The organism is Peribacillus sp. TH27, from assembly GCF_016650915.1.
GTDB classification, from domain to species: Bacteria; Bacillota; Bacilli; order Bacillales; family DSM-1321; genus Peribacillus; species Peribacillus butanolivorans.
The window spans coordinates 3369761-3388102 of sequence record NZ_JAEKEV010000002.1 but is presented as its reverse complement, the minus strand read 5'-3'; the positions used below and the strand labels follow the sequence as shown (position 1 = coordinate 3388102).

The following is an 18342-nucleotide window of genomic DNA, read 5'->3' as shown; positions in this document are numbered from 1 at the left end:
AAGATGGTGATTGTAAAAGAATCACCATCTTTTAACATTTAGTTTTTCATTCTCGGATCCAATGCATCTCGCAGTCCATCACCCATTAGGTTAAAGCCGAGGACAGTTAGCATAATCGCAAGACCAGGAAACAGCACCGTCCATGGTGCCTGAATGATAAATGACCTCGAATCGGCAAGCATTTTTCCCCACTCTGGTGCCGGCGGTTGTGCACCGAGACCAAGGAACCCGAGTGCTGCACACTCAATAATGGCAGTGGCAATCGCCAAAGTACCTTGAACAATAATCGGTGCAAGGCTGTTCGGGAGTACGTGATGAAGTAGAATCCGGCCATCCCCCATTCCTATTGCCTTGGCAGCTGTTACATATTCCTCTTCTTTCACTGTTAAAACCCTCGAACGTAAAAGCCTGCCGAATATCGGAACATTGACGATGGCAATGGCAATAAGTGCATTGCGAAGTGAAGGCCCCAATACGGCTACTACGGCAATGGCAAGCAATATACTTGGAAACGCTAGAATAATGTCAAAAACTCTCGATATGATTGTATCTATCCACTTTCCGTAATACCCGGCGATAATTCCTAGAAAAGACCCGACTACGACAGACCCGGCCACAGATAAAAAACCAATTCCTATTGATATGCGCGAGCCATAGATAACCCTACTCAAAATATCACGGCCGAATTCATCCGTTCCAAACCAATGTTCTGAAGATGGAGACAGATGTTTATCACTAAGCTTCTGCCCCTCAAATGAATAAGGTGCAATAATCGGTGCGAAAATAGCGATTAAGACAAAAAATAAAACAATGCCAAGACCGACAAGGGCTATCTTGTTTTTCTTAAAGCTTTTCCACCCTTCCTTCCAGGGAGAGATGACTTTTTCCTCTGTCTCTTGGGGATGAAGGATTGGCGATGTATTCGTTGCTATTTCAGGCATGAGTTTCCCTCCCTATTTATACTTAATCCTAGGATCAATCGCTGCATACAACAAATCCACAACTAGGTTAATCATGACAAACAAAAAGGCGATGATGAGGATTCCGGACTGAATGACCGGATAATCCCGGGAAAGAATTGCATCATAAATGTATGTACCGATACCTGGCCAACCAAATATATTTTCCGTTAAAATAGCCCCTCCTAAAAGCAACCCTGTCTGTAGGCCGATAACCGTAACCACTGGAATTAAAGCATTCTTCAAGGAGTGCTTATAAACAACCCAAAACATTCTCATTCCCTTGGCACGAGCCGTACGAATGAAATCCGATCTCATTACCTCTAGCATGGACGAGCGTGTCATCCTTGCAATAATCGCCATCGGAATGGTAGCAAGCGCGAGTCCCGGTAAAATTAAATGCTTAACCACTTCGCTAAATTGGTCAACTCTTCCAGAAATGAGGGTGTCTAATAAATACAGACCCGTTATTGCCTCAACAGGATCTCTGATATTGTCACGTCCTGTCGTAGGAAGTAAATCCCATTGAATCGAAATGATATATTGTTCCATTAGACCAAGCCAGAATATCGGCATAGACAAACCAATCAACGCAATGACCATTGCTGCATAATCAAACCATGAGTTTTGGAACCATGCCGAAATAATACCGGCATTTACACCAATGACTACAGCTATAAGCATGGCAATCAAGGCTAACTCAATCGTCGCCATTAGATAAGGCCCAATTTCTTCAGATACCGGACTCTTTGTTTTTAAGGAAACACCAAGATCGCCTGTGAACAGACCTAATAGATAATCCCAAAATTGAATAAACCAAGGTTTATCCAAACCGAGTTCCTTTGTCATTGCTGCAACTGCCTCTTTTGTTGCTTGCTGTCCTAAAATTACTTGTGCAGGATTTCCTGGAATCGCACGAATCATCATAAATACAATAAACGCCATTCCAAGTAATACTGGAATGAGGGATCCTAAACGCCGTACGGTATAGGAAAACAAAACAATCACCCGCCTTTTTACAATAGGGTCCTTTACATTCACCCTCGATTATTTTGAAATGTATTCCATAACAAAACCGGGCAGCATGCATAAATCCATACTCCCCGATTCGTACGGTTAATTCTCTATAGACACGTTAACTAGAGATTGAGAACCGGTTGGATGCGGAACAAATCCTTTTATTGTCTTAGTTCCAGCAAGTTGTGGTAAAGAGTGTACAAGTGGAACCCATGGCGCTTCTTCATGAATGATTTCCTGCGCTTTTCCATATAACTCATTACGTTTAGCTTCTTCTGCAGTAGATTGAGCTTCAATCAATAGTTCATGAACCTCTTTGTTTGCATAGCGAGCATAGTTATTTGATCCGATATTATCTTTATCCAATAAGGTGTAAAGGAAGTTATCTGCATCTCCATTATCGCCTGTCCAGCCTAGCATGAAGGATTCAGCTTCTCCTGCCTGCACTTTCTCTAAATATGCAGCCCATTCATACGAAACGATATTTGCTTCGATACCTACTTGTTTTAAGCTTGCTTGAATGGCTTCAGCTACTTTTTGACCATCCGGCATATATGGACGTGGTACCGGCATTGCCCAAAGATCCATTTTGAACCCATCTTCAAGTCCAGCCTTTTTAAGTAATTCCTTCGCTTTTTCTACATCGTAGTCATAGTCTTCAATGTTGTCATTGTATCCAGAAACAGATGGCGGCATTGGATTCTTAGCAGGCTCAGCTGTGCCTTCGTAAAAGTTATCAATGATTTCTTTTTTGTTAATTAGGTGTGAGATGGCTTGGCGTACTTCCTTTTTGTCGAATGGTGCTTTTTCAACATTGAATGCAAAGTAGCCGACATTCATGGATGGCCTTTCGAATATTTGTAGTTTGTCATCCCCTGTTACTTTGCTAATATCACTTGGGTTTAACCCGTCCATTAGATCGACTTCACCTTTGATTACAGCATTTAATCGAGCAGAGTTATCTTTAATGACTTTAAACGTGATTCCATCAAGCTTTGGCAGTCCATCTTGCCAATAGTCATCATTTTTCACCACTTCAATCGTATCGCCTGGTTTCCATGATTTAAATTTGAATGGACCTGTTCCAGAAGGATTCTTACCGAAATTGTCTGCATCTTTTTCAAATCCAGTTGGACTTGCTATTGCAAATGTAGGCATAGCAATATTTTTCAAGAATGGTGCCTGCGGACGATTTAAAGTGAATTCCACTGTATTATCATCAATAGCTTTTACCTCTTTGATAACATGGCCTTCATCACCTTCAAAGCCGCCAAACATAGAGGCATAGTATGCAAATTTAGCTTCATCCTTACTTTGTGCCCAGCGCTGAAAGTTTTTAACAACTGCTTCCGCATTGAAATCCGAGCCATCATGGAACTTAATGCCGGTTTTCAATTTGAATGTATATGTCTTTGCGTCATCGGAAACATCCCATGATTCTGCAAGACCTGGCTTTATTTCCGTATTATCTTCTCCGTATTTTACAAGGGTTTCAAAAACCTGCTGTGTGACGATAAATGATTCACCATCCGTTACTATAGCGGGATCAAGTGAAACTGCATCGCCGCCTTTACCATAAATTAATACGCCTCCTTTTGCTTCACTTGATCCCCCTTTCTCTTCATCTTTCTCTTTTGTTGTAGATGAGGAACATCCTGCAAGTGCAAGTGAAAGCGCCAGGATAGTAGTTAAAAATAAAGCCCATGTCTTCTTCATATTCTTCCCCCTTTATTTTTTTAAGAATTTATGTGTACGTCGTGTCAATTGTATAAATGACAAGCAACGTAGTGACCGGGTTTATGCTCATGCAAGACGGGTTTTACTGATTTGCACTCCGCCATGGCCTGCGGGCATCTCGTATGGAAGGGACATCCGCTTGGCGGGTTAGATGGGCTTGGAACATCGCCCTGCAGGATTACTCTATCTCCCTTATATTCCACATCTGGAATCGGCACAGCAGATAATAAAGCCTGCGTATATGGATGAAGGGGGTCTTCGTAGAGTTCTTCGCTTCCCGTCAATTCAACGATATGACCAAGATACATGACACCGACGCGGTCAGAGATATGCCTTACTACGCCAAGATCGTGGGCAATGAATAAGTAAGTCAGATCAAAATCCTTCTGCAAATCTTGCAAAAGATTTAACACCTGAGCTTGAATCGACACATCCAGTGCAGATACGGGCTCATCAGCGATAATCAGCTTAGGGTTAACTGCAAGTGCCCTAGCAATGCCAATGCGTTGCCGCTGACCACCACTGAATTGATGCGGGTACCTTTTGGCATGGTAACTGCTTAAACCAACAACCTTTAGGAGCTCCTGCACCCGGTGTCGGCGTTCCTTTTTATCTTTTAAACCATGAACGATAAGGGGCTCTTCCAATATCTTTTCAACAGTATGCCTGGGATTAAGGGACGCGAATGGGTCCTGAAAAACCATTTGCATTTCTCGACGCATCTTTCTCATTTCACGGGAAGTTAAAGTCGTTAGGTCTTTTCCCTCAAAATAAACATTCCCTTCACTTGGCTCAAGCAATCGAAGCAGTAACCTACCTGTTGTTGACTTTCCGCAACCGCTTTCACCAACAAGACCTAAGGTTTCTCCTTTATAAATGGAGAATGACAAACCATCAACGGCCTTTACCTCCCCCACCGTCTTCCCGAGAATACCTCCTTTGATTGGAAAATGCTTCTTCAAGTTTTCTACCTTAACTAATGGTTGAGTCATGCAATGCTGCTCCTTTCCCATCTTCATACATCCAGCAGCGTACTTGCTGGCCATTATCGAATTCCAGAAGTGACGGGGTCTCACTTAGACATTTCTCCATAGCATGAGAGCAACGAGGGGCAAACTGGCAGCCCAGGTTGCTTGTTCCTGGCCTTGGAACATTACCTGGAATCGAGTAAAGCCGCTCTTTTTTTAGACGCATATCGGGAATCGATTGTAGTAAACCTACCGTATATGGATGTTTCGGATTTCGAAAAATCGTTTGCACTTGTCCTTCCTCTATTACCTTGCCGGCATACATTACAATGACACGCTCACACATTTGCGCCACAACGCCAAGGTCGTGAGTAATCATCATGATTGCTGTATCTGTCTCTTTATTTAAGTTCTTCATTAACTCTAAAATTTGTGCTTGAATCGTCACATCCAAAGCGGTTGTCGGTTCATCTGCTATGAGAAGTTTCGGCTCACAGATCATTGCCATTGCAATCATGACCCTCTGTCTCATCCCACCTGAAAGCTGATGGGGATATTCATTGATAAGTTCCTCAGCACGTCCAAGTCCAACCAGCTTTAACATTTCCACGGCTCTTTGACGGGCCTGCTTTTTATTCCATTTTCTATGTATCCGAAGAGTCTCCACCAATTGCTCTCCAATTGTAAAAACTGGATTCAAGCTTGTCATTGGTTCCTGAAAAATCATGGCAATTTCATTTCCACGAATCTTTCGCATTTTCGCTTCAGAGGCATTGGCGATGTTAACCCCTTTAAAAAGAATCTCTCCTTCTACCTTACCAGCCGGAGAGGGAACTAGTCCCATGATGGACAAAGAAGTTACACTTTTCCCGCAGCCTGATTCCCCAACAATCCCCAGCACCTCACCTGGATTGATGTGAAAATCAATGGAATTTACGACTGGAATTTCCCCATCGTCTGTGCGAAAACTCGTTCGTAGTCCGTTCACTTCAATAATTGGTCCTTTCATTACATCACTTCCTATATATAACTATTTTACCAATTTAATATTATTTGATTTATTATTGCATCTAAATTGAAAATTTACAATATATTTTCTTAAAATTCTAATTTTTTAGAATAATAATTTTATTTTACATTTACCACTTTGTTGTACATATTTATTACATAAAAAAAATGACTGCGATTTTGCAGTCATTCAAAAGGAGGGAATCAAGTACCTTGATTCAATTTAGGGGGTAATCGGAGATACTTACGGGGGAAAAGCCACATCGGCTTTGGGGAAATAAGGGGAGTAAACGAGTCTTATATGAAGTAATACTTTACGAAATTGTTTTATGTTGATGAAAAAGACGCCTGGTTCAAGAACAGAAATTCACGTTAGACTATAAACCAATATGCTCAAAATCCTTTGGCTTAACATCATTTTGTTTAGATCCTATGAATTGAACCTTCTCGGCGACAACTTCGGTGACATACACTTTTTTACCTTCTTGGTTTTCGTATCTCCTCGTTTGAATTCTGCCGGTAATGCCAATTAAGGCCCCTTTTTTGCAATACTGAGCGGTGTTTTCAGCTGTCTTTTTCCATATGATACACTGTACAAAGTCCGCCTCATAATCTCCTACTGTATTACGAAAGTTACGGTTAACCGCTAACGTAATATTGGAAACTGCCTTGCCATCCGGTGTGTATCTTAATTCGGGGTCCTTCGTCAGTCTCCCTACAAGGGTAATTTGGTTGATCATCTTTTCACTCCTTTCTCTTTAATATGCTTTTATCATAATGAATCTTTCATCAAATGGAAAATCGAGAAAATAATCTGTATCCACCTATTTTCTTCATAAAAACCTGGTTTGTATTTACCTAAAATTCAATTTTTGCAATGGAAAGTAAGTAAAAAACAAAAAGAGTACAAATTTAAATTTTTTGCAAATTTTTATTGTATCGTTCATAATTTAGACAATTGTTGGGTTTTCATTTCATTTAGGTACGGTTTTTTAGTATGATATAATTACCTTTAAAAGGATTAACAGGTTTAAACTTTCACGAAACCAATCATATATCGGAAATCTAGGTTTAAGAGGGGTATTTTCCACCCTTCTTCATACAGGCAAGAAACGGAGGAATTAGATGAAATCGTTTAAATTAATTTCGTTGCAAATTGTTACTGAGGAATTACACTTAATTGATATTGTATTAACAGACGGTCTTATAATTAATAAAGAAAATGATGCTAGAACCTGGTTACTCGAAGCCTTTGTAGAAGAAAGCCACTTCAGAGAGCTTGAATCCTCACTTCCCAATATAAACGGAGAGGTGTTTATCCAAGCCGTTATTACAAAAAAGGACAATGAACCAGCTTTATTTAGCACTGTCCTACGTACCATAAGAAAAGTTGGCAACCATTATAGCCTATTATTTGTTGGACACATCCAAAAAACACGCAGCAAATATGCAGAACTTCTTCTTGAAGATTTGGTCCAAAAAGGTCTAGTCGGCGATGAATTAATAAATGAATTCAAGCAAAAAATCCGCTCTAAGCCTAAACTAGCCACGAATAAATAAGGTACCCTTCCCTTTATTCCTATTTCCCCTCAAACCAAATACACACAAAAAAAGACTGACCTAGACGAAAAAGGATAATAATCCTCTTCTTAACTAGGTCAGTCTTTTTAATCAATTTCTAATTACTTTACTTGTTATCGTCATCGACGTCGTTATCTTTGGTATTATCGTCGTTTTCAATCATTCCATCATCATCTTTATCCAGATCATTTGCATCGTTATCATTATCATTCACATTGTTATCATCATTCACATTGTTATCATCAACGCCATTGTTATCATCATTAATTATGTTATTATCTTCTGGAGCGGGATTGTTATCATTATTATTTGTTCCACACCCAGCAAGGAACATCACAGATAATAAAGATCCCGCAATTAGTGCAAAAATTCTTTTCATCATCATTTTTGGCAACCTCCCTTCTATCTTTTAATCATTACTTATTTTGCCCGAATGTGAAAATAACTTGCGTCCTATTTTAAAATAGCAAAGAAGATCCGCTGAACTCATATTTATAACGAATGATTCGCATTAAAAAATGCCGGACATATATGTCCGACATTCAAAGGGAGAATAAAAATAAATTGTAATTAAAGAATTCAACGCATTTGCTTCTTATATATACACCTATAAAGACTTTTTAAAACCATTTTTATAAAAAAAGTTATATTAATCTAACTTTATCTTGAACAAGTATATTTTTATTTGTCTCCGAAGGCAAACATAATCTCTGTTTCACATGCAACCTCGCCATCTACCGTTGCCACCGCTTTCCCTTTACCCAATGATCCCCTCATACGCACTATTTCAACTTCAAGGCGTAGTTGGTCACCTGGTTTTACCTGCTTTTTAAATCGACAATTATCAATTCCAGCAAAAAACGCAAGCCGTCCTTTATATTCATCTTGTTTCAAAACTGCTACAGCGCCAACTTGTGCTAATGCCTCTACAATTAATACTCCAGGCATAACAGGATAATCAGGGAAATGCCCATTAAAGAATTCTTCATTAGCTGTAACATTTTTCAGTCCTACAGCTCTTTTTCCTTCTTCTATTTCAATAATCCGATCAACTAATAAAAATGGATAACGATGCGGAATGATTTCCTTTATTTGCGTAATATCTAACATATTTGTTCCTCCTATGACTTTAATTTTTTCACACATAACGAAAACCCGCCTCTACCCTAAAGGCAGAGGCGTAGTTGCCATAAATATTTCTATAACAACGGCAACTACTTCGAAAAATATGGAACTATGCGTCTTTGTTTACAATATCAATAATATGGGTCCACGTTGATTTTTGAAAAACATCCGTTGCGTGTCCTCCACCGATCACACTGTAACCTAAAAGCGCCCCAGATAATACAGCAAAGAAAATTAATCCCATAACAATGAGTAAACGAAGCCAAATTGGCAAAAGACGGACCCTGATTCTACGGTTCTGTTTCGCTTCAACTTCCATTACCTCTTCATTAAGTTGTTGTCTCACTACACTTTTTTGCTCCATATAAGATGTAAAAGCTCCTTTTTCTAAGAAAACTCGCCGACTGATTTTCTCTCTTCTCATACTATCGGCAGCCATGTCGAAATGAAAAGCGCCAACAAATACCTTTGTTAAAGTATTAATTATAACTGATTTGTTATAAACTCGCAGCGAGGTATTCTTTATTCTGTATTCCTATTACTCAACGGATACCATTGATTAATCCGCTCATTTGATCAGCCATCGTTACGGCACGAGATTGAAACTGATAATGACGCTGAACATTGATTAAATCCGTCATTTCTTTAGAAAGATCGACATTCGAGGACTCTAGGACGCCTTGGCGGACAGCTATTTCACTACGTGAATCTCCTGTTAGCGCTGTCATTATATCATCTTCCGTAACGCCCAGGCCTCTCATGTTATCGGGAAGACCAAGTAAATTATCACCTAATTGGTCAAGGAATTGTGGTTTTTTTACCGAGACAACGCCGAGCCTAAAACTCTTCTCGCCAAATTCCTCCGTATCAACCGTCAATAAGCCTTTTTCCGAAACTGTGATTTCTTTAATACTCCCCTCAATAAGGATCGGCTCCCCATATTCATCAAGGACTCGATGCCCAGCAGAGGTAACTAGCAGCATTTGTTCTGGATTTTTCGCACTAGGGGATGAATAAAAAGCACCATCCCGTGTTAACCTTGTATTGACCCCTTTGTCATCCTGAACGCTTACCGTAAAGAATAGATCTTCCTTTGTGAATGCCACATCAAGATTACGGTCTGTCGTCTTTAAAGCCCCCTGTGCAAGCACCAATTGAGATTGACTTATCTTAGCACCTGTTCCCTGTCGAATACCAGGTGTTGTCAACCTTCCAATTTCCTTGGACTTACTCGGCTGATTATCAAAACTTTGCGTTAACAAGTCATTAAAACTCGTTTGGGTCTTTTTGTAAGCAGTCGTATCCACATTGGCAATATTATTGCTGATTTGATCAATTTTACTTTGAAGTTGGTTTAGCGTATTCGTCGCTGTTATCATAGTTCGATTCATAGACATTCCCCTTAAATGTTCAAATTCCCAAAGACAGTTTTCTACAAATCGATTACTTAAAGCTTGCCAACCTCATTGACCGCTTTATCCAAACTTTTATCATAGGCTTGAAGGACTTTCTGACTAGCTTCAAAAGAGCGGTATGACGACATCATTTCTGTCATCGTTCTCGATTGATCGACATTCGAGCCCTCAAGAAAACCTTGTTTCGTAGAAAAACTAACCTCTGCACCCGCATATGCACTAGGTAATTCATCATCATTCACAACTTTATAAAGACCTTCTCCATCTTTCATAAGCTGTGCAGATGGATTATCTGAAAAACCGATGCCAAGGCGTGCCTTTTGAACATTTCCTTCTAAAATAACACCGTTTTCTGTAACGGTAAACTGATCACTATCAAGCTGAATTCGTTCATTATTCTCATCCAGTACATAATAACCATTAGGGGTAGTCAAATACCCTTGCCCATCTAAAGTAAAACTGCCGTTACGTGTATAACGGAGTCCACCATCGCCATCCAGAACAGTAAAAAGCACCGCCCCTTGCCGACCGGTTCCTTCATTGATTGGAAGATTTTCGTCAGCCAAGGCAAGATCTGTATTAAGCTGGGTTTCCTCTAGAGTACCTTGTGTAAATAAAGGATTGGTTTCTTGTACATAAACACCGGTACTAAGGCTCCCTACCTGAGAAAACTTCGACATGCTTAATTTGTTTTCTGTAGGAATCGTTTTACTATCGATGTTGCTGAGAAGCATTTCCGGAAAAGATCTTATACTCGTTTGGTCAGCTTTAAACCCTGTTGTATTTGCATTGGACATATTGTTTGTAAGCATTTCTGTACGCCTTTGCTGTGTAAGCATCCCAGAAGCAGCTGTATAAAAACCTCTTAACATCTTCTTCACTCCTTATTCTACATTACTTATACCGTTTAATTTCTTATATCTATCTTATCGGTCATAAACTTCAGTATCTTAAGGAAAAAAGAGAAGCATTAGGCAGAAGAATTTGTCTGTATTATAGGCTAGGTCAGATTTAAAGGAATGGTGTTAAATTTTCAACTAAAAGAAGAGGGCCTATTGCTCATCAGTACTAGAACTGCACGCACTTTCACTATGCCTCATGTTTGTCTGAACCTTAGACCCCTATCTTATAATGCAGATTTTCACGTCCGCTTTTTAATTGAATTTGTGCCGTGGCAATTTGTCCATATTATCAAGCATAATTCCAGTTCCAATTGCAACACAATCCATTGGATTTTCTGCAACAAGTACTGGGACTTTAAGTTCTTCTGCAAGAAGGAGATCAATACCATGAAGCAATGCGCCTCCGCCTGTTAAAATGACGCCTCTGTCAATAATATCGGCAGAAAGTTCAGGTGGTGTCCGCTCAAGTACACTTTTTGCAGCTTGTACAATGATAGAAACTTGCTCGCGAAGAGCTTCTTCAATTTCTTCAGAGTTGACAGAGATGGTTCTAGGTAATCCTGATACCATATCACGCCCACGAATATCAATGACTTCTTTACGTGAACCAGGGAAGACTGTTGCAACCTGAATTTTAATGTTTTCTGCTGTACGTTCACCGATTAGAAGCTTATACTTCCGTTTGATATAATGTAAAATTTCATTATCAAATTTATCACCGGCCATTTTAATAGAAGAAGACGTAACGATATCCCCCATCGAAAGAACCGCAATGTCAGTTGTACCGCCGCCGATATCTACGACCATATTGCCGCTTGGTTGAAAAATATCCATGCCAGCACCGATTGCAGCTACTTTTGGTTCTTCTTCAAGGAATATTTTCTTTCCACCGCTCTTTTCTGCAGCTTCTTTAATCGCCTTTTGTTCAACACTTGTTACGTTTGTTGGGCAGCAAATTAAAATTCTAGGCTTTGAAAGAAAGCCTTTCACATTTAATGTATTTATAAAATGCTTAAGCATCGATTCTGTTACATCAAAGTCCGCAATGACGCCGTCTTTTAAAGGACGAATTGCGATGATGTTTCCTGGAGTCCGGCCTACCATTTTACGAGCTTCTTCCCCGACAGCAAGAACACGGTTTGTATTCTTATCGATCGCTACTACCGAAGGCTCATTTAACACAATTCCTTTACCTTTGACATGTATTAGAACATTGGCTGTTCCAAGATCTATCCCAATATCTCTAGCAAACATTTCTTAAATCCTCCTTGAATATCCTCACATATAACCTACTTCTGTCCTAATTGTTTATTTTACCATATCGTATTGACACAAGTAAGTATGAATTATAAATAAACATAAACATATACTATTTTTTCCTAAATAACCAATATGAAACATCATCAATGCACCTACATATATCCATAATCACTATCCCATACTTTTACCCAATAAAAAAATCCCGGCATGGAGATTCATAATCAAGGTTTTATAAAGATGACACATTTTCATGTCCTCTTTATCTATTCCCTAATTTCTCGAATCACTTCCAAATACCGGAATCAATTTAAATACTTATTTAACGATTTCTTCTTCTCTTTCAGATCGTTTATATTTTAATTTTGTCGCTTCTCCACCTCGAAGGTGACGAATGGATTTATGATAATCCAATATATCCTTCACTTCGTTAGCCAAATCAGGATTAATTTCTGGCAGCCTCTCCGTTAAGTCTTTATGCACTGTACTTTTAGAGACTCCGAACTCTTTTGCAATGACGCGAACTGTTTTTCTAGTTTCCACGATATACTTTCCTATCTTGATAGTTCTTTCTTTGATGTAATCGTGCACACCACTCGACCTCCCCAAATTGGATGTGAGAAGTGTGAAATGAGATTCGTATTTTTCGAATCGAATACCGCTGCCCTATAAACAATGAAAGATAGAATTATTCAACTATTAGATAATTTGTAATAAACGATTCCTCACCTCAAACACTCTCTTTTCATGGTTTATAACATCTTATTAGCTTGGTTAAGAATATATGCCTAATGGGACAGGTGAATTAGATTTATTTCTAAGATTTATCTGTTTATTTTCCTTAAAAACAAATTATTTCCCGAGAAATTTGTCGGAAGAGCGAGGGTTTCAGCGTTTGAACCAATATTTCCTCGAAAGAAAAAAAGGAAGCCGTTCAAAATGAACGGCTTCCTTTTACCAAATTTTCAGTTGTTGTCATTCGAAACGCTCAAGGTTTATGTTTTGATTTTATTAAAAATCTTAATCTTAATTAGATTGATTTAACGAATCTTTCAAGGAATCGCTTTTCTCAGTAGAATCTTCACCTGGTGTAGAGCCTTCCTTATCAGTACCACTTTCTAAATCTGTGCCCTCTTCAGTTTCATCAACTGCAGGCGTTTCATCTGTTCCAGTTTCTGATTCGTCAATTGCTGGTGTTTCTTCTTTCTCAGTTTTAGATTCGTCAACTGCTGGTGTTTCTTCTTTCTCAGTTGAATTGTCAAGTGTGCTGCCTTCTGTTTCAGTTGCTGATTGAATGGCAGATGCTTGTTTATCAACAAAATCAATTGGATTTAATGCAATGTTATCTTTTCTGATTTCGAAGTGGACATGCACGCCTGCTTCTTCATTGATTTGACTTTTTCCAGCAGTAGCAATAGCTTGCCCTTGTTTCACTTTGTCACCAACCGCTACTTTGATATCTTTCACTGATTGATAACGAGTAACGACACCATCTTCATGCTCAACTTCAATTAAATTGCCAAGCAAAGCATCGTCTTGAACTTTCGTTACATTTCCACTTAACGATGCTTTTACATCGAAAGCTTTTCCATCTTCCATTGCAATGTCTATACCTTTGTTTTGCTCATATCTATTGTTGTAGAAAACCAAAGCTTCTTCTTGTGCCTTTTCATCTGCATTCACATCATAGAATTGTTTTTTAATTACCGTTTTGTCGGCATTGGCTACAGGCATCTTGATTGTCTCAAGATTACTATTGACCTCGACTGAAGGCTGATCGTAGTTTTTTCCTGTTTCAGCTGAGTCCTCTTTACCGTCATTAGCTGAATCATCAAAACTATTTTGTAATAAGAAGGCCGCGGCTAAGATTATGGCTGCACTTGCGATATAGATTGCTGATAACGCCCAACGTTGTTTAAGTATACGTCGGATTTTGGAAGTTGGTTTCTTTTCTTCCTCTCTCATATTAATCACCTCAGCAATCATTCTGAACATTTTGCTAAGATTATATACATTTTGGTAAAAAATTTTTTAGATTTATTTTGTGGAAAAGAAACCGATTTTATTCGTAGAATGGTAAAATGTTTTGTATCTTATTGTTGAAGGATGTTTAATTTATGAAAAAAGCCTTTAAACTCGTGTTAACGTTATTACCTTTTTTATATATGATTGCCATTTGGACAATGTCCAGCCTTCCTGATGATGTTATTCTTGATATCCCCTCATCATCAACGGACCGATTTATCAAAGAGGCACTTCATTTAGTCGAATTTGCAATTTTGTACATATTATTCGTATCTGCTCTTGCAGTAAACCAAAAACTGAAGCCAACGCTAAGCTTGTTGGCAGCCCTTGTGGCAGGCTTATACGGTATTGTAGATGAATATCATCAATCTTTCATTCCCTATCGTTCCGCCACCTTAATAGATGTAATCAAAGATATCATCGGAGTATTGGCTGTCTATTTTCATGTTCACTACCACTATTTCAAGCACGAACGTGGCTTTTTAACTATTATAGAAAAATTAGGCGAAAAAAAATGAGAGATGGGGAATCCCATCTCTCATTTTTTCGCCGTCATTGTATTCATCCACTTGCTAGAAGACTGTACTTTTACCCCTTTATAGTAGTACTTTACAATATCTTCATAGTTTTTTCCTTCCCTGGCCATTCCATTAGCACCGTATTGACTCATTCCAACTCCGTGTCCATATCCTTTAGTCGTGATGACAATTTGGTTGCCTTGGCGCTCCCAGTTAAAATCAGATGACTTCAATCCGAGCTTTTCACGAATCTGCTTCCCTGTCAATTTCTTTCCGCCGATTTCAACTACACCTACACGATTACCTGATGTTCTTTCAATGACAGTCCCTATTGTTGTCGCTGATGATAGACTTACGCCTAGCTTCTTTTCAAAATCCGCAGCGTCCACTACCATTTTATTATAAAACTTTGGTGATTCTTTATCCCATGGACTGGATACACTTTTTAAATAAGGAAACTCTGCTTCCCAATAGTCCTCGGAATTCTCTGTATATCCATTGCTGGTCGAAAAAAAAGTCGCTGTAATTGGTTTTCCATTATAGGTTAGAATTTGGCCTTGTGTTTCCTTAATAGCTTTGTTAATTTTCTTCATCTTCCATTTATAATCAGAGCCCCACTGCTCTTTTAGCTCATCATTATTCATATAAACTTGATGCATTACCGTATCGCTCACATCTGCACCGTCTGGCAAGCCCATTCGATTATCGTTTATGAGCTGATCGACAATGTAAGTTCTGGCTGTCAATGCTTGGGCCTTCAATGCTTCTTCCTCAAAATCCGCCGGCATTTCAGCTGCAACCACTCCAGCCAAATACGATTCAATCGGCAGTTTTTGAATCTTTTTAGCAGATGTACGGTAAACAGCAACTTCAACGGAACTCATTTCATTTGTACTCACTTCTTTACCCTCTTCCTTTGCTTTCTGTTCTAATTGTTCGTCTAACTTTCCACTTGTCTTATCACTTGAAAATGGAAGCACAAGCACTGCTGGAATCATAATAATCACAAATGCTACTGCTATAAATAGTACGATCATCGGTTTGATAGCTTTCAAATCCTGGGCCTCCCTACACTTGTTCTCTGCTGATATTCTCCCATCCAGCAGGTATCTCTACATAACATATGTATGTCGAAGGACAAGCTTTTATGAATAGAAAAACGACAGTTACTGAGTTAGAAGTTTTAATACTAGAACAAAACAAAAAACCCATTCACACTTCAATGACTGAAGCGTGAATGGGTTTTTTAAGATATCTTATGCGTTTAAATCGGCAATTTTTTTTGTTTCTGAAGGTACTTCTTCGTTAATACGCTCCACATCAGCACCTAAAGATGCTAATTTACCATGGAAGTTTACGTATCCTCTGTCAAGATGCTTTAATTCTGTAACACGAGTAATGCCATCCGCAACTAATCCAGTCAGGATAAGCGCAGCAGCAGCACGTAAATCAGTTGCAGCCACTTCAGCACCTTGAATATTAGTTGGTCCATTCACAATAACAGAACGACCCTCAATTTTTATATTCGCATTCATGCGGCGGAATTCTTCAACATGCATAAAACGGTTTTCGAACACTGTCTCCGTAATCATACTTGTTCCTTCAGCACGCAATAATAATGCCATCATTTGTGATTGCATATCAGTTGGGAAACCAGGATGTGGCATTGTTTTAATATCAATAGCCTTCAAGGTTTTTGGACCGATAACACGCAATCCATCTTCTTCCTCAAGGATTGTAATGCCCATTTCTTCCATTTTCGCAATAAGGGAAGTAAGATGTTCAGGCACAGCTCCTTGAACAAGAACGTTACCACCGGTAAGAGCAGCCGCCGTCATAAACGTACCAGCCTCGATGCGGTCAGGTATAATCGCATGTTCAGTGCCATATAATTTATCGACACCTTCGATTCTCATTGTACCCGTACCAGCGCCTCTAACTTTGGCACCCATTTTATTAAGGAAATTCGCAAGATCTACAATTTCAGGCTCTTTGGCCACATTTTCAAGTATAGTCGTACCTTCAGCAAGTGTTGCTGCCATCATGATATTTTCAGTGGCACCTACACTTGGGAAGTCAAGGTACACTCTTGCACCCTTAAGTCTGCCTTCAACTTCGGCATCAATAAAACCGTTACCGACCTTCACTTTTGCTCCCATCGCTTCAAAGCCCTTTAAATGTTGATCGATAGGACGAGAACCGATGGCACAACCACCAGGGAGAGCAACGCGGGCCCGGCCATTCCTTGCTAATAATGAGCCCATCACTAAAACGGAAGCTCTCATTTTACGTACATATTCAAATGGTGCTTCTTCTAATAACTCTCTTGATGCATCTACAGTTACTTGATTGTCATGAAAGGCAACATCTGCATTTAAGTTGCGCAATACTTCGTTGATTGTATATACATCGGAGAGCGTAGGAACATCTTTAATGATACTTTTCCCATCACTTGCTAATAATGTTGCAGCGATAACTGGCAAAACGGCGTTTTTAGCACCTTCTACTTTAACTGTCCCGCTAAGCCTATTTCCGCCGCGGACGATGATTTTTTCCAAAAGTATTCCCCTCCGCGTCCATTTTCTCTATATTAATATTCAAACGTTATGATTGGTGTGCCAACTACAAAGTTCGTTCTGTCACCCAATCCTTCTGTCCGTAGCCCAAACTGCAAATTTAATTTTTCTTTTGTCAAAGGTTGTTTAAACAATGTTGAATGTGCAGATATAGATGTAAAGTTTGTTTCATGCACACTCTCAATTTCCCTTGCTTGGAACATATCTAACAGATCTTCAGTTTTAGAGTTTAAAACCGAATCCATATTATCATTGATAGACCCTTTTATACAAGAAAAAATTGAAGGAGTTCCTATAAATAGGTCATTCACCCTGTTCTGGAACGTTGTTGTAAAGAAGGCTGAATTAGCTTTTCTCCACTTTTGCCCCTTCACTTCGTAAATAACATAGGTAACTTTATCAAATTTCTCTTCCGTTGTCATTATTTTAATAGACTCGGTTAGACCTGAATCGACATTGTGAATTAACGCCTCAGCCTTCCAGCCGGAAGCATCATCTTCCCGGTACCATTGAAATTGAGGGTATTTTTGTTTTAAAACTGATACTTCTCTTTCAAAATCTTGTTTAGTTGCAATCTCTTTATTTATTTCTCTAGCATATACAGACCATTCTCCTATGTTTAAATCCTTATCCTGTTGTAGCAGTTCCACCAACTTGACTATATCGGTTTTACTTTCTGCCACAATCGTTCTATTCCCAATTAAAATCACCATCAAACCAAGAAATACTATGTATGTTAACATTTTTTTGTTCCAATTATGCATGTTAAATCCCTCCCCTTTTATACATTCTTTCCACAAGGAGAGAGTTCATACTTCGTGTTTTCCGACAATTGGTGACACCTCACTACCTGATATTATTAATAGCAGGGGAAGTATGGCGAATACAAGAGTAGAATCATATTTTGCTATAAGCAGAGCCTTACAGCTTATTAATCATCACTAAACATATATGGGAGTTGGTTCGCAAATCCCAGGTAGTCAAGGAAGAAATTACTAACAACTGAACCAATGGCAACCGTTAATAAAATATATAAAACCCTGGCCTTGATGACTGAATTGGATCTTAAAATTTTATCAAAGTGTAATGCCTGTAAAGCCCACCAGGTAACTGCAATGAAAAACAAGTGTGCAATTATTCCTGTTAAAGCCTGCTGTCCCATTGTTGAAAACATGTACATACCTCCTAAAAGACACCCGTCTTCTATTCTAACACAAAACCCCTTCGAATTTGGAATATAAAAGGAAGAATTGC

At 39.0% G+C, this 18342-nt stretch carries 20 protein-coding genes; 2 read left to right on the top strand and 18 right to left on the bottom strand.

Translation table 11 applies throughout. The annotated features are described in order from the left end of the window. Nucleotides 1-38 precede the first annotated feature (38 nt). The 6 genes from JFU24_RS17710 to ssb form a co-directional block, all read right to left on the bottom strand. Complete coding sequence (locus JFU24_RS17710) at nucleotides 39-941, bottom strand: ABC transporter permease (RefSeq protein ID WP_201187439.1); 903 nt, start codon at nucleotides 939-941, stop codon at nucleotides 39-41. A gap of 12 nt (nucleotides 942-953) precedes the next feature. Further along, a complete protein-coding gene (locus JFU24_RS17705) occupies nucleotides 954-1958 on the bottom strand; it encodes an ABC transporter permease (protein WP_201188136.1) in 1005 nt (334 codons plus the stop codon). A gap of 117 nt (nucleotides 1959-2075) precedes the next feature. Beyond that, nucleotides 2076-3692: an ABC transporter substrate-binding protein gene (locus tag JFU24_RS17700; protein WP_201187440.1), complete on the bottom strand. Its 1617-nt coding sequence runs from the start codon at nucleotides 3690-3692 to the stop codon at nucleotides 2076-2078. A gap of 44 nt (nucleotides 3693-3736) precedes the next feature. Beyond that, on the bottom strand, nucleotides 3737-4705 hold the full coding sequence (locus tag JFU24_RS17695; RefSeq protein WP_201187441.1) for an ABC transporter ATP-binding protein: 969 nt from the start codon (nucleotides 4703-4705) through the stop codon (nucleotides 3737-3739). Next, complete coding sequence (locus JFU24_RS17690) at nucleotides 4686-5690, bottom strand: ABC transporter ATP-binding protein (protein WP_201187442.1); 1005 nt, start codon at nucleotides 5688-5690, stop codon at nucleotides 4686-4688. The genes JFU24_RS17695 and JFU24_RS17690 overlap by 20 nt, the downstream gene beginning before the upstream one ends. Nucleotides 5691-6066: 376 nt before the next feature. Further along, nucleotides 6067-6429, bottom strand: coding sequence for a single-stranded DNA-binding protein (gene ssb / locus JFU24_RS17685; RefSeq protein WP_053348513.1), 363 nt, complete (start codon nucleotides 6427-6429; stop codon nucleotides 6067-6069). A gap of 385 nt (nucleotides 6430-6814) precedes the next feature. Here ssb and JFU24_RS17680 point away from each other — a divergent pair, with 385 nt between their 5' ends. Further along, nucleotides 6815-7249, top strand: coding sequence for a YwpF family protein (locus tag JFU24_RS17680; RefSeq protein WP_201250240.1), 435 nt, complete (start codon nucleotides 6815-6817; stop codon nucleotides 7247-7249). Between the two features lie 127 nt (nucleotides 7250-7376). Here the strand turns inward: JFU24_RS17680 and JFU24_RS17675 are convergent, their stop codons facing one another. The 8 genes from JFU24_RS17675 to JFU24_RS17640 form a co-directional block, all read right to left on the bottom strand. Beyond that, the gene (locus JFU24_RS17675) at nucleotides 7377-7655 is read right to left on the bottom strand and encodes a hypothetical protein (protein ID WP_201222610.1); all 279 of its coding nucleotides are present in this window, start codon (nucleotides 7653-7655) and stop codon (nucleotides 7377-7379) included. Nucleotides 7656-7951: 296 nt separating this feature from the next. Further along, nucleotides 7952-8380, bottom strand: coding sequence for a 3-hydroxyacyl-ACP dehydratase FabZ (fabZ, locus tag JFU24_RS17670; protein ID WP_056524251.1), 429 nt, complete (start codon nucleotides 8378-8380; stop codon nucleotides 7952-7954). 124 nt (nucleotides 8381-8504) lie between these two features. Next, on the bottom strand, nucleotides 8505-8759 hold the full coding sequence (locus JFU24_RS17665; protein WP_201188137.1) for a DNA-directed RNA polymerase subunit beta: 255 nt from the start codon (nucleotides 8757-8759) through the stop codon (nucleotides 8505-8507). A 178-nt stretch (nucleotides 8760-8937) separates the two neighbouring features. Next, entirely contained in the window at nucleotides 8938-9786 is an 849-nt protein-coding gene (locus tag JFU24_RS17660) for a flagellar hook-basal body protein (RefSeq protein WP_201250239.1), read from the bottom strand. Nucleotides 9787-9842: 56 nt separating this feature from the next. After that, on the bottom strand, nucleotides 9843-10682 hold the full coding sequence (locus JFU24_RS17655) for a flagellar hook-basal body protein (protein WP_201187450.1): 840 nt from the start codon (nucleotides 10680-10682) through the stop codon (nucleotides 9843-9845). A 282-nt stretch (nucleotides 10683-10964) separates the two neighbouring features. Beyond that, nucleotides 10965-11966, bottom strand: coding sequence for a rod shape-determining protein (mreB, locus tag JFU24_RS17650; RefSeq protein WP_053348506.1), 1002 nt, complete (start codon nucleotides 11964-11966; stop codon nucleotides 10965-10967). A 321-nt stretch (nucleotides 11967-12287) separates the two neighbouring features. Next, nucleotides 12288-12560, bottom strand: a complete 273-nt coding sequence (gene spoIIID / locus JFU24_RS17645; RefSeq protein WP_034315767.1) for a sporulation transcriptional regulator SpoIIID — start codon at nucleotides 12558-12560, stop codon at nucleotides 12288-12290. Between the two features lie 435 nt (nucleotides 12561-12995). Then, nucleotides 12996-13934, bottom strand: a complete 939-nt coding sequence (locus JFU24_RS17640) for a M23 family metallopeptidase (protein ID WP_201187452.1) — start codon at nucleotides 13932-13934, stop codon at nucleotides 12996-12998. 152 nt (nucleotides 13935-14086) lie between these two features. Here JFU24_RS17640 and JFU24_RS17635 point away from each other — a divergent pair, with 152 nt between their 5' ends. Further along, nucleotides 14087-14512 carry a VanZ family protein gene (locus JFU24_RS17635; protein WP_201187454.1) on the top strand — a complete coding sequence of 142 codons (426 nt, stop codon included), beginning with the start codon at nucleotides 14087-14089 and terminating at the stop codon, nucleotides 14510-14512. 20 nt (nucleotides 14513-14532) lie between these two features. On the opposite strand, the gene spoIID is transcribed toward JFU24_RS17635, so the two are convergent. From spoIID to JFU24_RS17615, 4 genes are all read right to left on the bottom strand, one after another. Further along, nucleotides 14533-15567, bottom strand: coding sequence for a stage II sporulation protein D (gene spoIID / locus JFU24_RS17630; RefSeq protein WP_201187456.1), 1035 nt, complete (start codon nucleotides 15565-15567; stop codon nucleotides 14533-14535). Between the two features lie 201 nt (nucleotides 15568-15768). Then, nucleotides 15769-17070 carry a UDP-N-acetylglucosamine 1-carboxyvinyltransferase gene (gene murA, locus JFU24_RS17625; RefSeq protein WP_053348502.1) on the bottom strand — a complete coding sequence of 434 codons (1302 nt, stop codon included), beginning with the start codon at nucleotides 17068-17070 and terminating at the stop codon, nucleotides 15769-15771. Between the two features lie 32 nt (nucleotides 17071-17102). Further along, nucleotides 17103-17852, bottom strand: coding sequence for a YwmB family TATA-box binding protein (locus tag JFU24_RS17620; RefSeq protein WP_201187458.1), 750 nt, complete (start codon nucleotides 17850-17852; stop codon nucleotides 17103-17105). A 167-nt stretch (nucleotides 17853-18019) separates the two neighbouring features. Next, nucleotides 18020-18262, bottom strand: a complete 243-nt coding sequence (locus tag JFU24_RS17615) for a DUF1146 family protein (RefSeq protein ID WP_053348500.1) — start codon at nucleotides 18260-18262, stop codon at nucleotides 18020-18022. Nucleotides 18263-18342 lie beyond the last annotated feature (80 nt).

Coding starts and splice junctions, on each gene's coding strand:
- JFU24_RS17710 (WP_201187439.1), bottom strand. CDS start 941: ATGCCTGAAATAGCAACGAATACATCGCCAATCCTTCATCCCCAAGAG.
- JFU24_RS17700 (WP_201187440.1), bottom strand. CDS start 3,692: ATGAAGAAGACATGGGCTTTATTTTTAACTACTATCCTGGCGCTTTCA.
- JFU24_RS17695 (WP_201187441.1), bottom strand. CDS start 4,705: ATGACTCAACCATTAGTTAAGGTAGAAAACTTGAAGAAGCATTTTCCA.
- JFU24_RS17690 (WP_201187442.1), bottom strand. CDS start 5,690: ATGAAAGGACCAATTATTGAAGTGAACGGACTACGAACGAGTTTTCGC.
- ssb (WP_053348513.1), bottom strand. CDS start 6,429: ATGATCAACCAAATTACCCTTGTAGGGAGACTGACGAAGGACCCCGAA.
- JFU24_RS17680 (WP_201250240.1), top strand. CDS start 6,815: ATGAAATCGTTTAAATTAATTTCGTTGCAAATTGTTACTGAGGAATTA.
- JFU24_RS17675 (WP_201222610.1), bottom strand. CDS start 7,655: ATGATGATGAAAAGAATTTTTGCACTAATTGCGGGATCTTTATTATCT.
- fabZ (WP_056524251.1), bottom strand. CDS start 8,380: ATGTTAGATATTACGCAAATAAAGGAAATCATTCCGCATCGTTATCCA.
- JFU24_RS17665 (WP_201188137.1), bottom strand. CDS start 8,759: ATGGAGCAAAAAAGTGTAGTGAGACAACAACTTAATGAAGAGGTAATG.
- JFU24_RS17660 (WP_201250239.1), bottom strand. CDS start 9,786: ATGAATCGAACTATGATAACAGCGACGAATACGCTAAACCAACTTCAA.
- JFU24_RS17655 (WP_201187450.1), bottom strand. CDS start 10,682: ATGTTAAGAGGTTTTTATACAGCTGCTTCTGGGATGCTTACACAGCAA.
- mreB (WP_053348506.1), bottom strand. CDS start 11,966: ATGTTTGCTAGAGATATTGGGATAGATCTTGGAACAGCCAATGTTCTA.
- JFU24_RS17640 (WP_201187452.1), bottom strand. CDS start 13,934: ATGAGAGAGGAAGAAAAGAAACCAACTTCCAAAATCCGACGTATACTT.
- JFU24_RS17635 (WP_201187454.1), top strand. CDS start 14,087: ATGAAAAAAGCCTTTAAACTCGTGTTAACGTTATTACCTTTTTTATAT.
- JFU24_RS17620 (WP_201187458.1), bottom strand. CDS start 17,852: ATGCATAATTGGAACAAAAAAATGTTAACATACATAGTATTTCTTGGT.
- JFU24_RS17615 (WP_053348500.1), bottom strand. CDS start 18,262: ATGTTTTCAACAATGGGACAGCAGGCTTTAACAGGAATAATTGCACAC.